At 70.3% G+C, this 14,529-nt stretch carries 14 protein-coding genes; 8 read left to right on the forward strand and 6 right to left on the reverse strand.

The genetic code is table 11. The features are described from left to right. Nucleotides 1-59 precede the first annotated feature (59 nt). Nucleotides 60-500: a VOC family protein gene (locus ABTW72_RS28045; RefSeq protein WP_350863621.1), complete on the forward strand. Its 441-nt coding sequence runs from the start codon at nt 60-62 to the stop codon at nt 498-500. Between the two features lie 135 nt (nt 501-635). Here ABTW72_RS28045 and ABTW72_RS28050 read toward each other — a convergent pair whose 3' ends face one another. After that, nucleotides 636-1,355, reverse strand: a complete 720-nt coding sequence (locus tag ABTW72_RS28050; protein WP_350863624.1) for an SDR family oxidoreductase — start codon at nt 1,353-1,355, stop codon at nt 636-638. A gap of 168 nt (nt 1,356-1,523) precedes the next feature. Between ABTW72_RS28050 and ABTW72_RS28055 the strand changes: the two genes are divergently transcribed. Further along, nucleotides 1,524-2,444, forward strand: a complete 921-nt coding sequence (locus ABTW72_RS28055) for a LysR family transcriptional regulator (RefSeq protein WP_350863627.1) — start codon at nt 1,524-1,526, stop codon at nt 2,442-2,444. Here ABTW72_RS28055 and ABTW72_RS28060 read toward each other — a convergent pair. Continuing rightward, a complete protein-coding gene (locus ABTW72_RS28060; protein WP_350863630.1) occupies nt 2,412-3,329 on the reverse strand; it encodes an NAD-dependent epimerase/dehydratase family protein in 918 nt (305 codons plus the stop codon). The two genes, ABTW72_RS28055 and ABTW72_RS28060, sit on opposite strands and share 33 nt — an antisense overlap. 96 nt (nt 3,330-3,425) lie before the next feature. Between ABTW72_RS28060 and ABTW72_RS28065 the strand changes: the two genes are divergently transcribed. The 3 genes from ABTW72_RS28065 to ABTW72_RS28075 all read left to right on the forward strand — a co-directional run bounded on the left by ABTW72_RS28065 (nt 3,426) and on the right by ABTW72_RS28075 (nt 5,540). Continuing rightward, entirely contained in the window at nt 3,426-3,854 is a 429-nt protein-coding gene (locus ABTW72_RS28065) for a VOC family protein (protein WP_350863633.1), read from the forward strand. A 127-nt stretch (nt 3,855-3,981) separates the two neighbouring features. Then, complete coding sequence (locus tag ABTW72_RS28070) at nt 3,982-4,566, forward strand: hypothetical protein (RefSeq protein WP_350863636.1); 585 nt, start codon at nt 3,982-3,984, stop codon at nt 4,564-4,566. 29 nt (nt 4,567-4,595) lie between these two features. Continuing rightward, nucleotides 4,596-5,540, forward strand: coding sequence for an acyltransferase domain-containing protein (locus tag ABTW72_RS28075; RefSeq protein ID WP_350863639.1), 945 nt, complete (start codon nt 4,596-4,598; stop codon nt 5,538-5,540). Here the strand turns inward: ABTW72_RS28075 and ABTW72_RS28080 are convergent. Next, on the reverse strand, nt 5,537-5,923 hold the full coding sequence (locus ABTW72_RS28080) for a nuclear transport factor 2 family protein (RefSeq protein ID WP_350863642.1): 387 nt from the start codon (nt 5,921-5,923) through the stop codon (nt 5,537-5,539). The genes ABTW72_RS28075 and ABTW72_RS28080 overlap by 4 nt on opposite strands. An 81-nt stretch (nt 5,924-6,004) precedes the next feature. On the opposite strand from ABTW72_RS28080, the gene ABTW72_RS28085 reads away from it, so the two are divergent. Then, a complete protein-coding gene (locus tag ABTW72_RS28085) occupies nt 6,005-6,772 on the forward strand; it encodes a helix-turn-helix domain-containing protein (RefSeq protein WP_350863645.1) in 768 nt (255 codons plus the stop codon). Nucleotides 6,773-6,818: 46 nt separating this feature from the next. Here ABTW72_RS28085 and ABTW72_RS28090 read toward each other — a convergent pair whose 3' ends face one another. From ABTW72_RS28090 to ABTW72_RS28100, 3 genes are all read right to left on the reverse strand, one after another. Continuing rightward, complete coding sequence (locus ABTW72_RS28090) at nt 6,819-9,650, reverse strand: PQQ-dependent sugar dehydrogenase (protein WP_350863648.1); 2,832 nt, start codon at nt 9,648-9,650, stop codon at nt 6,819-6,821. A gap of 87 nt (nt 9,651-9,737) precedes the next feature. Then, the gene (locus ABTW72_RS28095) at nt 9,738-10,877 is read right to left on the reverse strand and encodes a ThuA domain-containing protein (RefSeq protein WP_350863680.1); all 1,140 of its coding nucleotides are present in this window, start codon (nt 10,875-10,877) and stop codon (nt 9,738-9,740) included. A gap of 711 nt (nt 10,878-11,588) precedes the next feature. Next, entirely contained in the window at nt 11,589-12,209 is a 621-nt protein-coding gene (locus ABTW72_RS28100; RefSeq protein ID WP_350863651.1) for a TetR/AcrR family transcriptional regulator, read from the reverse strand. A 52-nt stretch (nt 12,210-12,261) separates the two neighbouring features. Between ABTW72_RS28100 and ABTW72_RS28105 the strand changes: the two genes are divergently transcribed. Both ABTW72_RS28105 and ABTW72_RS28110 read left to right on the forward strand, forming a co-directional pair. Beyond that, complete coding sequence (locus ABTW72_RS28105) at nt 12,262-12,792, forward strand: MarR family winged helix-turn-helix transcriptional regulator (RefSeq protein ID WP_350863654.1); 531 nt, start codon at nt 12,262-12,264, stop codon at nt 12,790-12,792. Next, nucleotides 12,789-14,429 carry an MDR family MFS transporter gene (locus ABTW72_RS28110; protein ID WP_350863657.1) on the forward strand — a complete coding sequence of 547 codons (1,641 nt, stop codon included), beginning with the start codon at nt 12,789-12,791 and terminating at the stop codon, nt 14,427-14,429. Before ABTW72_RS28105 ends, ABTW72_RS28110 begins: the two co-directional genes overlap by 4 nt. Nucleotides 14,430-14,529 lie beyond the last annotated feature (100 nt).

The following is a 14,529-nucleotide window of genomic DNA, read 5'->3' on the forward strand; positions in this document are numbered from 1 at the left end:
GGCTCCGTCCTCGGGGAGGATGCGGTCACCGTGAGCGCACCAGAGCAGGGAGATCCAACATGGCGATCCAGCGGATGGACAACGTCCTCATCGTTGTCGAGGACCTTGAGGCGGTCATCGCGTTCTTCGTCGAACTCGGCATGGAGCTGGAGGGGCGAGGGCCGGTAGAGGGACGGTGGGTGGAGCGCGTCATCGGGATCGACGACGTCCGGCAGGAGGTCGCGATGCTGCGGACCCCGGACGGCCACGGCAAGGTCGAGCTGGCGATGTTCCACCGACCGACGGCGATCAGTGCGGAACCGAAGGACGCGCCGGCGAACACGCTGGGCATTCGGCGCATCATGTTCGCCGTCGACGACATCGAGGACGTGATCACCCGGCTGCGCGGCCACGGCGCCGAACTCGTCGGCGAGGTGGAGCGGTACGAGGACATCTTTCGACTCTGCTACGTCCGCGGCCCCGAGGGCATCATCGTCGGCCTGGCCGAACAGCTCCGCTGACTGCCGCCACCGGTCGGTCCGCCCCCAACTTCAGGGATGTAGGGGCCTCGTGAGTGGCAGACCACCACATCCCTGAAGTTGCGCGGATCGTGGAGGCGCGAACCCACCGCGCGGCGCCGCAGCAGGCCGACGGGCTCAGGAGATCAGGGTGCCGCCGTCAACGGTCACCACAGTGCCGGTGGCGTAGGTGGCCCGCAGGAGGTAGACGAACGCCTCGGCGACCTCCTCGGGCTCGCCCACCCGTCCGAGCGGAAGCGACCCGCTGAGCTGTGCGTACATCTGCTCTCGGGTTTCGGTCGGCAGTGAGTCCCAGAGCGGTGAGCGGATCACGCCGGCGGAGACGGCGTTGACCCGGATCGGGGCGAGTTCGACGGCGAGCGCGCGGACCAGCGCGTCGATCGCCCCGGTGATGCTGGCCGCGACGGACCAGCCGGCGCTGGGCCGGTGGTTTGCGGTGCCCGTGGTGAGGGTGATCGACCCGCCGGGGCGCAGGTACGGCAGTGCCGCGTTGACCGCCGACAGGGAGCCGAAGTAGCGCAGGTCGAAGGCGGTGCGGGCGGCGGTGAGGTCGAGGGCGTCGACCGACATCAGCGCGAGGGGTTCGCCGGCGGTGTAGACGAGGTGGTCGAACGAGCCGAGATCGTGGAACAGCCGGGACACGGCGGCCGGGTCGGTGAGGTTGGCGACGTACCCCTGGGTGGTGGTCGGCAGGGTCGTCAGGGCGCGGTCCACGCTGCGCTGGTTGCTGGAGGCGACCACGACCTGGGCGCCCTCGCGGGCGGCGCGGGCGGCGGTGGCGAGGCCGATCCCCGAGGTTCCGCCGAGTACGACGACGCGCTTGTCGATGAGGGTCATGATCGTGTCCTTCCGGATCGTGTGGTGGAGACGGTTACCACCGTGCGCTGCCGGGAGCCTCCGCGTCCAAGACCTCTTTCACCTCGTGTGATGCCCGTTGGGCATCACTCCACTCATGCCCGGCGGGTATCGTGGAACCGCCCGGAGCAGACACCGGACGGGGGCAGGGTGGACGTCGATCTGCGCAAGCTCCGCTACTTCGTGGCGGTCGCGGAGGAGTTGCACTTCGGCCGGGCCGCCGCGCGGCTGCACATCGCCCAGCCGGTCCTGTCGCGCCAGATCCGGGCGTTCGAGCACGAACTGCGCGCCGAGCTCTTCGTCCGGGACCGCCGCTCCACCGTGCTCACCGACGCCGGCCGCCAGCTGCTGACCGACGCCCGTCCGCTGCTCGCCTCGGCCGACGCCCTGCGGCGGCGGGTGCAGCGGGCCGCGCACGGCCGGCCGACGTTCACCATCGCGTTCATGCCCGGCATTCTCGTCAGCGCCGAGGCCCGCGCCATCGGCCAGCGGCACCCCGACCTGGCCGTCAACGTGGTCCGTACGTCCTGGGACGACCAGGCCGAGATCGTCCGCGAGGGGCGCGCGGACGTCAGCTACGTGCGGCTCCCGGTGGACCAGCGTGGCCTGCGCCTGCGCCCCCTGTTCACCGAACCCCGTGTCGTCGTCCTGCCCACCGATCACCGTCTGGCCGGCAAGGAGTCGATCGATCTCGCCGAGTTGGTCGAGGAACGGCTCCTGCAGGACCCGGACGCGGTGCCGGAGTGGCGGGACCTACCAAACCGCCCGGAGGAGCCCGACCCCCGCCCCCGGCCCGAGCTGAACTCCGTCGAGGAGAAACTGGAGCATGTCGCCGCGTACGCCGGGATGGTGATCCTGCCGCTGTCGACGGCGACGTTCTACACGAGACCCGACGTCAGCCACGTACCCGTCGCCGACCTCGGCCCCAACCAGGTGTGCCTGGCCTGGGCCGAGGACAACCGGTCACCTCTGGTGCACGAGTTCGTCGAGATCGCCGCCCGGCAGACCCCACAACCTGACGATCGACGTCAAGGGGGGTCAGGCGGCGCCGATCGGGAAGGTTTCGCGTAGGGCCGGGTCCAGCGGGCGGCCGCTCGTCGGCTCGATGAACAGGTCGGTGAGCAGGAGGTCGGAAAGGTAGCTGGGGTTCACGCCCGACTCCTTGCGGCCGAGGGCCTGCGCCGCGCCGCCGAGACGCAGCGCGGCCCGCGCCGCGCCGGCCGGCAGGCGGCTGACCCGGCGGGGTCGGCCCACCGCGTCGGCGATGCGCGCGATCATGTCGTGCCAGGTGAGGTTCTCGTCGGCGACCGGGATGTCCGCGCCGCTGGCCTGCTCCAGGGCGTCGACAGCGACCTCGGCCACGCTGCGGGCGGATGCCGCGGCGCTGCCGCCGGTCGGGGCGACCAGCGGGGTACGCGAGCGGGCCCACCGGTCCAGCGGACCGGCCCAGTTGGGCAGTCGGTCGCCGGCCCGACCGAAGACGAAGGGCAGTTCGAGTACGGCGACGGGCAGGCCCTCGCCGGCGGCCGCCCGCCCCTCCCGGGCCTGCTCCAGGCGGCACCGGATGTACGTGTGCCGTTCGGCGAGGCGCCACTGCGGGTGGAGCCGGTCGAAGTAGGTGTAGTAGGAGCCCATCACGACGCCCCGGGTGAGACCTTCGAGGCGGGCGGCGGTGAACAGGCGCACCACCGGGTCGACGTTGTCGCGGCGGAACTCGGGATAGATCGGCTTGGGCTGCGGCCGTTGCTCCTCGGTGCGGGTGGCGTACACGACGCCGTCGTGACCGGCGAGCAACGGCCGCAGGTCCTCGATCGAGGCGGACCCGACATCGAGCAGATGGTCGACGCCCGGCTGGGCGGTACGCGCCACCGTGGTCGCGGCGTGGCCACGTTCCCGGAGCACGTCCACGACGTGAGCGCCGATCAGGCCGCTGCCACCCACCACAAGAATTCGCACGGTGCATCGTCCACTCTGGAGGCGGGCGTTTGTCAAGCGGCTGCCGCTGCGACAGCGGCGCGGTTCGACCAGAATGGCACCCGGAGGTGATCAACCATGGTCGACCAGGAGAGCGTGCCCAAGCTGTGTTCGGTGGTGCTCGACTGCACCGATGCGAGGGCGCTGGCGGAGTTCTATCGACAGCTGCTGGGCTACGTCTACCGGCCCGGTGACGAACCGCCAGCGGCCGGCACAGCCGACGAACGCGGCGGTGACTGGCTGGTGCTGCGGTCGCCCGGTGGCGAACCCCAGATCGCGTTTCAGCAGGTGGAGCATCTGCCGGAGGCGACGTGGCCGACGAACACCGTGCCCCAGCAGCTGCACCTGGACCTGACCGTGGAGTCCGTCGACGAGTTGCTCGTCCAGCACGAGCGGGTGCTGCGCCTCGGCGGCCGGCTGTTGTACGACCGCATCGACGACCCGGACGAGCCTCTGCGCGTGTACGCCGACCTGGCCGGGCATCCCTTCTGCATCTTCGTCGGCTGAGCGGGCTGAGCGGGCTGCCGCCACCTCGCCGGAGCGCAGGTTGACAACGGGCGAGGATGCCGTCCGCGACCCCGACATTCGCATAGGTTCGTGGTAGGCAACACCATCGCTGTGAACGGGGTTGAGGATGCCGGAACCGCGCGCCTTCTGGCTGGACGAGCAGTTCGACCGTGAGCACGGCACCGACGGACGCGGCCGGTACGAGGCCGAGGTGTTTCGTCGGATCGACGAGTTCACCGAAACCTGGGGAGACTTCGCGCCCGTGGCGTTCGCGGTGACCGCCTGGCGGCTGGCCACCGAGCTGTCGCCGGGCTTCGTGCGCTGGCACCGGCGGATCATCTCGGCGACCTGCGCGCGCAGCCCGTGGGACGGCAGCCTGGTCTGCGCGGTGACCGTGGCGTCCCGTTGGCCGGCCGAGCTGACCTGGACCAAGCAGTGGCAGCGCGACCGTGGCTGGCAGAACTGGCCCCAGCTGTTCGGCCAGTTCACCACACCCACGGAGGAGGACCAGACGCGCCGCCCGCATCTGCGCGCGTTGCTTCAGGTGGAGGCGCCGGTCCCGCTCGACGACCTGCCGCCGACGCCCGACGGTCCGGACGACGAGGTCGCCGCGGCGGCGCGCCGGGCCGTGGCGGTGCTGACCCGGGAGCTCAACGACCTTCTCGCGCCGATGATCGGGCAGCTCGACGCCGGAGTGCCGGCGGACTCCTGAGAGACCCGCCGGCCGGTAGTGTCGTCGGCGTGGATCTGGACGACACCGCCGCCCGACTCGGGGTGCCCGTCGAGGAGGTCGACCGCGTGCACCGGCTCGCCGGTGACGGGCCGTCAGCTCCGTTGCCAGCCAAGGCGGACGCGCCCGCGCTCCTCGACCGGCTCGCCGTGCGACCGGACGACGCCGCCGAGATCATCGCGGGTTGGCCGGACCCCGACTCTCCGCTGTGGACGCCGGAGCTGCGCTGGCTGCTCGACCGCTCGATCGCCCTGGTCCGCGCCGACCTCGCAGGCTACGACTGGCTGCCGCCCGGCCCGGAGCTGCCGCGAGAGCGCGGGCCGGCCTGGCGCCACCTCTACGTGTACGCGTACCTGGCCCTGGTCGACGTGGTGCGCGGGTACCACAGCGACCACGGGGTCCCCGATGCCGTGACCTGGGTGACCCTGGCTGACCTGGGCCGCAACCTCGCCATCGACCGACGGATGCGCGGCGAGGGGTGGCCGATCATGCAGAGCTGGCTGACGCTGCACTCGCGCGGCAGCGTCTACGAGCTGGGCCGGCTCCAGCACCAGCGTGGCGACGGCGCCATCGGTTTGCACGTCCCCGATTCGGGGCCGTTGACCCCGGATGCGGTCGCGGCGTCCCTCGACGAGGCCCGCGCGTTCTTCCCCCGGCATTTCCCCGACGAGCGCTACACCGCGTTCTCCTGCGCCTCGTGGCTGCTCGACCCGCAGCTGCGGGAGTACCTTCCCGAGGACTCCAACATCGTGCGGTTCCAGCGCCGGTTCGAGCTGGAGCCCTACGACGAGTCGGCGGGGCCGGACGCCGACATCGAGGTGCTGCGGTTCGGGTTCCGGACCCTGACCACGCCGCTCGACGAGCTGCCGCGCCGCACGGTGCTCCAGCGGGCGATCGTCGACCACCTGCGGGCCGGCGGCCACTGGCACTGGCACCACGGCCGCTTCCCGATCTAGGCGTCCGCGTCCCACCACGCGTCGTTGGCGGCCGTCTGGCCTGCCGGTTCGATGACTTCCCACACCTCCGCGATCAATCCGTCGGCGATCCGCAGGACGTCGACCACCACGATCTCCGGCCCTCCATCGTGGAGTCGGCGTCGTGAGTGCACCACGACGTGGTCACCGTCAGCCAGCAGGTGCATGATGTCGACCCGCATGCCGGCGGTCGGGCCCAGCGCGGCGCGGACCGCGGCGAGCCACTGCGCCCTGGTCGAGGTCGTCGAATCCGACCGGTGATGGGTGAAGTCCTCGCTCAGGTACGAGGCGAGCGTGTCGACGTCGCCGGTGTCGACCAGCCCCGCCAACGCACGTCCGACGATGCTCTTGTTCTCGGTGGTCATGGTCGCGAGTGTTTCCCGGGCCTCGTGCGCTTGTCGATGACATCGCACTTCATGGCGTCCCGGGCGACGATGAGTAGGCTCATGATCGTGTATGCGGTCGGGGAACTCCTGCGGCAGTGGCGCAAGCGCCGAGGGCTCAGCCAACTCGACCTGGCGATCGCCGCGGATGTCTCGGCTCGACACGTCAGCCTGGTCGAGACCGGCAAGTCCACGCCGAGCGCCGACATGATCCTCCGGCTCGCCGACCAGCTTCACGTGCCACTGCGTGATCGCAACCAGCTGTTGCTGGCGGCCGGCTTCGCGCCCCGGTATCCGCAGCGCCCGCTCGACGACACCGCCCTGTCCGGTGCCCTCGACGCGGTCCGTAGGGTGCTCCAGGCGCACGAGCCGTATCCGGCGCTGGTCTTCGACCGCCGGTGGAACATCGTGCTGACCAACCGCGCGGTCGACCCGTTCTTCGCGTACGTGGCGCCCGACCTGTTGCGACCACCGGTGAACCTGGTCCGGTTGGGCCTGGACCCGCGCGGGCTCGCTTCTCTGGTCGTCAACCTGGCGGACGTGCGGGCGGTGTTCCGCAGCCGGATCTCGCGCCAGCTCGCCGCCGCGCCCGACGCGGAACTCGCGGCGCTCTACGACGAACTGCTGAACCCGCTGCCCGAGGACCCGCCGGACCAACGGATCGACGCCGACGTGGTGATCCCGATGATCCTGCGGATCGGTGGACGCGAGCTGCGGCTGTTCTCGACAATCACCACGTTCGGCACCCCGATGGACATCACCATCGAGGAGATCGCGGTGGAGTCCTACTACCCGGCGGACCCGCAGAGCGCCGCGTACTTCACGCAGTAGGGCCCGGCCTGGTCACCGCCCAGGCCGGGCCCTACCCACGTGCGCGTCAGCCGGTGGTCAGGACGAACCTCTCCCAGGACCCGACCGACGTCCGGTTGGCGATCAGTGATCCGGCCCCGGCGTTCTCGGCGGCCACGATCTGGTTGTTCGCCAGAGCCCGCAGACCGACCGTCCCGTCGGAGTTGTTGATGATCTGGAACGTCTCCCACGGCCCGATCGTCGTGCGGTTCGCGATCAACGGGTTGGCGCCGGCGTTGTCGGCGCAGACGTACAGCCCGTTGGCGCGGGACCGCAGGGCGATGTTGCCGTTGCCGGCGTCCACCCGGTCGAACTGCTCGGTCGTCGAGACGCTGGCCTTGTTGGCGATCAGCGGGTTGGTGCCGACGGCCGACACGTACTGGTTGTTGACCTGCGCCCGCAGCGTGATCCCTCCGCTGGGGGTGGTGGTGCCGGTGGTGAAGGTGAACGCGTCCACGTCGAACAGGTTGCCCGAGCCGCCCTTGAACACCAGGTACAGCGTGGTCGTCGAGGTGGGCGGGTTGCTGATGGCGGTGGAGACGTCGACGAAGGTCTCCCAGCTACCGGTCACCGGCACTGTGGCGGTGCCCAGCAGGGTGCCGGTGGCGGACCCGGCACGAACCTCGATGGTGCCGCCGGCGCCGGCCGAGGAGACCCGTGCGGTGAACCGGTTCGCGTTGGACAGGTTGTACGGCTGGTACGAGATCCAGTCGTTGTTCTCGATGAACCCGGCCGTGCGGCCACCCTCGGCGTTGGTGTGGTCGGTGGCCTGGACACCGGACTGGGCGCTGAAATGCTCACCCTGACGGTGCTTGGGTTGCAGCGTCTTGATGCTGTGCGTGGTGAGCCCACCGTTGTCGGTGTACGCGGCGTCGAAGACCCCGTAGATGTTGGCCGCCGCGTCGTGCTCACCGTCGGTCGGGACGGTGATCGTGCCGCTGCACCCGGTCTTCGAGGTGATCTGGTGGGCGTGGCTGTCGTGGCCCAGCGCGTACGTCAGGGTCACCTTGGAGCAGTCGATCGTGCCGTCCTGCGGGTCGCTCACCGAGATCTGGTACGGCACCGTGTCACCGAAGCTGAACAGTTGCCCGTCGGTGGGCGAGGTGAGCGACACCGTCGGTGCGGTGTTGCCCACCGTGACGATCAGGCTCGCCGTGCCGGACAGGCCGGTCGGATCGGTGACCTTCAGGGTGGGGCTGTACGTGCCGTTGGTGGTGTACGTCTTGGTGGGGTTGGCCGCCGTCGACGTGGTGCCGTCGCCGAAGGTCCACAGGTAGCTGAGCGCACCGCCCTCGGGGTCGGAGCTGCCGGCCGACGAGAAGTTGACAGTCAACGGGTTGGCCCCCGACGTGGGGTTCGCCGAGGCGACAGCGATGGGGCTGCGGTTGCCACCACCGATGTACTCGATCCGGAAGAGCGCCTGGTTGTTCGAGCCGGTGCCGTAGTCCAGCACGTACAGGGCGCCGTCCGGGCCGAAGGCCATGTCCATGACCTGGGTGCCGGTCCACGGGAAGTTGGAGATCTCCCCGCGCGAGCCGTCGGAGTTGACCGCGATGGCCTTGATCCAACGGCGGCCGTACTCGCCGGCGAAGAACTGGCCGTTGAGCGACTGCGGGAACTTGATGCTGGAGTTGAGCGAGGCGTCGTACCGGTAGACCGGCCCACCCATCGGCGACTCCGAGCCGCTGCCGAACTCCGACGGCGAACCGGAGTCGCCCGCGTACTTGATCCAGGCCGGCTTCGCCGCGGGCAGCGTGCCGAGCCCGGTGTTGCGGAACGAGTTGTTGGTCGGCCCGCCCGTGCAGTTGTACTTGGACTGCGACGGACCGGACGGGAAGGTGTATTCATTGTATGTTTCCGTGCTGGTGTTGCTGCCGGTGCAGTACGGCCAGCCGTAGTTCCCGGGTGCTGCGATGCGGTTGAACTCGACCTGACCGGACGGGCCACGGCTGGAGTTCGTGCTTCCGGCGTCGGGACCGTAGTCGCCGAGGTAGACGACTCCGGTGGCCTTGTCGACGCTCATCCGGAACGGGTTGCGCAGGCCCATCGCGTAGATCTCCGGGCGGGTGCCCGACGTGCCGGGGGCGAACAGGTTGCCCGACGGGATCGTGTACGTGCCGTCCGCCTGCGGCTTGATCCGCAGCACCTTGCCCCGCAGGTCGTTGGTGTTGCCCGCCGAGCGCTGGGCGTCGAACTGCGGGTTGCGGTTGGTCCGTTCGTCGAGTGGCGCGTAGCCGGACGACTCGAACGGGTTGGTGTCGTCGCCGGTGGTCAGGTACAGGTTGCCGGCGGCGTCGAAGTCCAGGTCACCGCCGACGTGGCAGCACTGCCCACGGTCGTTGGCGACCTGGAGCACGATCTTCTCGCTACCCAGGTTGAGCGTGTCGTCGCTGTTGAGGGTGAACCGGGACAGCCGCAGGTGCCCCTTCCACCGGTCCCAGTCAGACTGCGAGCCGGTGGTCGGGGCGTCCCCGGACGGGGTGCTCAGCGTGGGGGAGTAGTACAGGTAGATCCACCGGTTGGTGGCGAAGTTGGGGTCGACGGCGACGCCCTGCAACCCCTCCTCATCGTGGGTGTAGACCGACAGGGTGCCGGAGACCTTGGTGTTGCCGGCCACGTCGGTCACCCGTAGGACACCGTTGCGGGCGGTGTGCAGCACCGAGCGGTTGGGCAGAACGGCCAGGGACATCGCCTCACCCAGCTCGCCCGAGCCGGTGGCGAGCTTGACCTGCTGATAGTCGGAGGCGGGGATCACCGCAGCCTGCGCGGTGGACGGAGCAGCCACAGCGAGGGCCGCGCTTGCGACGGTGAGAACCGCCGCGAAGAGCGCCCGGGGCCAGCGCCGGGGATACGAGAGCATGATCGTCCTTTCTCGACGACCGGGGGACGGGCGCGCGGGGGCGCACCACGACCAGGTGGTGGTGGAGAGCGAGCGGGGGGGACCAGGTCAGTTGGTGGTGACCAGGTCGAACTTCTCCCACTGACCGATGGAGGTCCGGTTGGCGATCAGCGGCGACGCGCCCGCGTTGTCGGCGGCGACGTAGCGGTTGTTCACCGTGGCCCGCAGGCTCACAGTGCCGTCGGAGTTGCGGACCAGTTGGAACGTCTCCCAGGCGCCGGCGGTGGCCCGGTTGGCGATCAGCGCGGCGGCCCCGGCGTTCTCGGCCGCGACGAACTGCCCGTTGCCCTTGGCGCGCAGCGCCACGTTGCCGTTGGCGAGGTTGACCAGGTCGAACCGCTCGGTGGTGCCGACGGAGCTGCGGTTGGCGATCAGCGCGGTGGTGGCGTTGGGCGCGCTGACGTACTGGTTGTTGGCGCGGGCCCGCAGGGTGGAGCCGCTGGCGGTGGGCGGCGGGGTCGTGGTGCGCGGCGAGCAGTCGGCCGTCACGGAGCCCGCGGCGACCTGGAGGCCGCCGAGCAGCATCCGGGTGAAGTTCGGGTCGGTGTACGACGCCTCGGTGTGTCCAAGGCCCGTGTACCAGGCACGCCCGCCGCCGTACGCCTTGCACCAGGTGATCGGGTGGTCGCCGCCCATGTTGCCGCCGCTGTAGGACGACTCGTCGAGGCTGGCCAGAACCCGCGCGCTGGACCGGGGGTTGGTGCGGTAGTTGTACCACTCGTCGGAGCGGACCCAGGTGGTGCCGAGGTGGGCGGTCGACGGGTTGGTCTGGTCCTCGATCTTCACGGTCGCCGTCTGGATCGCCGGGTGCGAGTCGAACCACGCTCCGACCAGCGAGCCGTACCACGGCCAGCTGTACTCGGTGTCGGCCGCGGCGTGCACGCCGACGTAGCCACCGCCGGCGGCGATGTACGACTCGAACGCGCTCTGCTGGCTGGCGTTGAGGACGTCGCCGGTGGTCGACATGAAGACCACTGCCTGGTACTGGGCCAGGTTGGAGGTGGTGAACTGGGCGGCGTCCTCGGTCGAGGTCACCGTGAAGCCGTTGGCCGAGCCGAGCTGCTGGATGGCGGCGATGCCGTTGGGGATGGACGAGTGCCGGAAGCCGGCGGTCTTGCTGAACACCAGGACCTTGGTCAGTGGTGCCGCCGAGGCGGGGGTCGGCAGGGCGACCAGGCTGGCCAGCATGACGGCCAGGCCGGTGACGAGTGCCAACAAGCGGGGACGGGAACGCATGGTCTTGCTCCTCTGCTGAGCGTCGACCCGGGCGCGCGTCACGGAGCTGTGGGGGCTCGCCGGGGCCGAGATGGCGGTGGTACGGAGCCGGGCCGCCGATGCTCGGCTGAGATGGTGCGGGGTGGTGCCGTGCCGGTGGGGATCGTCCTGCGGGGGAGCGCGACGCTGCGCGGTGCGGGTTGCCGTGCCGGTGCTCCCCGCCCGCCGAGGGGGGAGCGTCGCGTCGCTGCCGACAGCGCCAGGAGACGGCTGGCGCTGTCGGCGACGACGTGTTCGCGATGGCAGCGACGACGATCTCAGCCGGCCAATGTGGACGATCGAAGCTCATCGACATTCATCGCTGACGCAGTAAACCTCCGATGTCTGCGCTCCGTCAAGCCCGCGCCCGTCGGCTACCACCCACTGGACGGGGCCACCAGGACTCTTCAGCCCGGTGCGGCCGCAGGTGCGTGTGACCGCCTGGAAGCCACTGTCGTCCATCGCCGCGGTCGCTGCCTGCTGGCGGTCACCGTTGCCCCCGGCGTCGGTGAGGTGTCCCGGCAGCGCGCTGGCAGCCTTGCTGGTCAGCACCGCGCCGAGGCCCAGGCCGAACCAGCGCGGAGGCGCCAGCTCAGCTGCCCGAACGAGGTATCGGCGTCGACGGCGCTGAGGAGGAGAGCGGCGCTAAGTGTCGATGCTGGTCCGGTGGCCCCCGCGCGCCGCCGCGGGAGCGGCTGCCGCGAGTGCGGTCCGGACGGTCTCCGCCATCGGGTCGCCCGGGTGCTCGATCCAGTGCTGGATGGCGACCCGCAGGATGGCCAGGAAGGTCGCGGCCAGGAGGCGGGAGCGCAGTGCCACGTCGTCGTCGGTGAGCCGGTGGGCGAGTTCCGCGGCCAGCTCGCGCTCGATCGCGGCGTACGCCGCCACCTGGTGTGCGGCCAGACCGGGATGCCCGCGTAGCTTCCGGCGCTGGGTCAGCCAGGAAGGCTCAGAACCGCCGAAGACCTCCTCGGTGAGCCGCTCGGCTGCCCGGCTCAGGACGGTCCACGGCGCCTCGTCGGCGGGCTGTTCGCGGATCAGCCGCAACAGCCGGTGCAGGCGCATGGTGTCGCCGTGGAAGAGGGCCTGCTCCTTGTTCGAGAAGTAGTTGGAGAAGGTCCGCCGGGAGACGTTGGCGGCGTCGGCGATCGCCTCGACCGTCACCGCGTCGATGCCCTCGGCGGCGGCGAGGCGGAGGGCGGCCTCGTGCAGGGCGAGGCGGGTGGCCGCCTTCTTGCGCTCCCGCAGACCGGTCGTCTCGTCCATTGCACCGAGGGTACGTGCGGGTGAGCGACTTCTCAATGAGCAAACTTGCCTTGTGGGCAAGATCGGTGAATGCTTGCTTGAGGCAACCAACTGTCGTGTGGGAGCAGACGTGGAAAGCGGCGCTCGTGAACTCGGCCTTCGCCTGTACGACCTGGTCAGAAGCGTTCGACTGCTGAAGCAACGCAGGGCTGACGAACGCCCGGCGATTCCGCCGGGCCTGCTCGGCATGCTCGTGCAGATCGATCAGCTCTCCAGCGACTGCCACGCCCGCGACCTGGCCGACCGCACTCGGCTGGACGCGTCGACCGTCAGCCGCTCGGTCGCGGCGCTCGTCGCGCACGACCTGGTGGAGCGGCGGCCGGACCCGACCGACAAACGGGCGACCTTCCTGGCGGTTACCCCGGCCGGGCGTGCCGCCCTGGCCGACAGCCACAGCTGGTATGGCGAGGTGCTCGAACGAGCGCTCGCCGACTGGACCTCCGACGAGGTGGCGGCGCTCAGTGCCGCCCTCGGCCGGTTCACCGGCGACATCGAGGTCGCCCTCGGAAACAACGACAACGACAACCTGGAGGCCGCGCGATGAGCGCACCCACCATCACGGCCGGCGCTGAGCCGATGACCCATCGGCGGACACTGGAAGCGCTCAGTGGCCTGCTGCTGGTGCTCTTCGTTGCGATGCTGAGCAGCACGGTCGTCTCGACCGCGCTACCGAAGATCATCGGATCACTGAACGGCTCGCAGACCCAGTACACCTGGGTGGTCACAGCGACCCTGCTCACCGCGACGGCAACCACCCCGATCTGGGGCAAACTGGCCGACCTGTTCAACAAGAAGACGCTCATCCAGGTCGCCATCGTGGTCTTCCTGGTGGGCTCGGTCGTCGCCGGCTTCTCGCAGAGTGCGGGCCAGCTCATCGCCGCCCGCGCCTTCCAGGGCATCGGGGTCGGCGGCCTGCAGGCCCTCGTCCAGGTGGCGATCGCGGCCATGATCCCGCCGCGCGAGCGGGGCCGCTACAACGGCTACCTCGGTGGCGTCATGGCCGTCGCGACGGTCGGCGGCCCGCTGCTCGGTGGCCTCATCGTCGACACATCCTGGCTCGGCTGGCGCTGGTGCTTCTTCGTCGGCGTGCCGGTAGCCGCCATCGCGCTGATCCTGCTCCAGGCGACCCTTCACCTGCCGACCGCACGGCGCGAGAACGTCAAGATCGACTACCTGGGTGCCAGTCTCATCGCCGCTGGCGTCAGCGTGCTGCTGATCTGGATCTCCTTCGTCGACAGCTCGTTCGCCTGGGCCTCCTGGCAGACCGCGGCCATGGTGGGCGGCACGCTCGTCCTGCTGGCCCTGGCGGTCTGGGTCGAGTCGCGCGCTGCCGAGCCGGTCGTCCCACTCGGCATCGTGCGTCAGCACACCACCGCGCTGGCCATCCTCGGCAGCCTCGCGGTCGGCATGGCCATGTTCGGCGGCGCTGTCTTCCTCGGCCAGTACTTCCAGATCGGCCGCGGCTACAGCCCGACCGAGGCAGGCCTGCTCACCATCCCGATGATGGCCGGCGTCCTCGGCTCCTCGATCGTGGCCGGCCGGCTGATCACCAAGAGCGGAAAGATCAAGCCGTACATCGTCGCCGGCTCGATCCTCCTCGTCGCAGGATTCGCCCTGCTCGGCACCATCGACCACGAAACGCCGCTCGTCCTGGTCGGCGCCGCCATGTTCATCGTCGGCGTCGGCGTCGGCATGACCATGCAGAACCTCGTTCTCGCCGTCCAGAACACGGTCTCGCTCAAGGACATCGGCGCGGCCAGTTCCAGCGTCGCGTTCTTCCGGTCGCTCGGGGGCACCATCGGCGTCTCCGTTCTCGGCGCCGTCCTCGCCCGCCGGGTCAGCGACCAGATCACCCACGACCTCGCCGCCGCCGGGATCCCCACCTCCGCCAGCGCGGGTGGCAGCAACCTCAACATCACCGCGCTGCCCGAGCAGATCCAGGGCATCGTCCGGGCCGCGTACGGCGACGCCACCGGACACATCTTCCTCATCTCCGCCGCCATCGGGGTCGTCGGCGTCATCGCCGCGCTCCTGCTCAAACCGATCACCCTGCGGACCAGCCTCGACCTGCCGGACGCCGCCACGTCGACGGCCGTCGCCGCCGACGCGATCGACGGCGCTCCCGCCTTCGACCAGGTGCGCGTCGACACCACGCACGACGGACCGACCCCCCGACGCTGACGTCGGAGCGTCCGACCCCGGGGCCGCCGCCGGCCGACGGCCGCCGCGGCCCCGGCGGGGGCGGCGGCGCCCGCCACCACCCCCCGGACCCCATAGAGGG

Source organism: Micromonospora sp. NPDC127501 (genome assembly GCF_040302185.1).
Taxonomy (GTDB): Bacteria; Actinomycetota; Actinomycetes; order Mycobacteriales; family Micromonosporaceae; genus Micromonospora.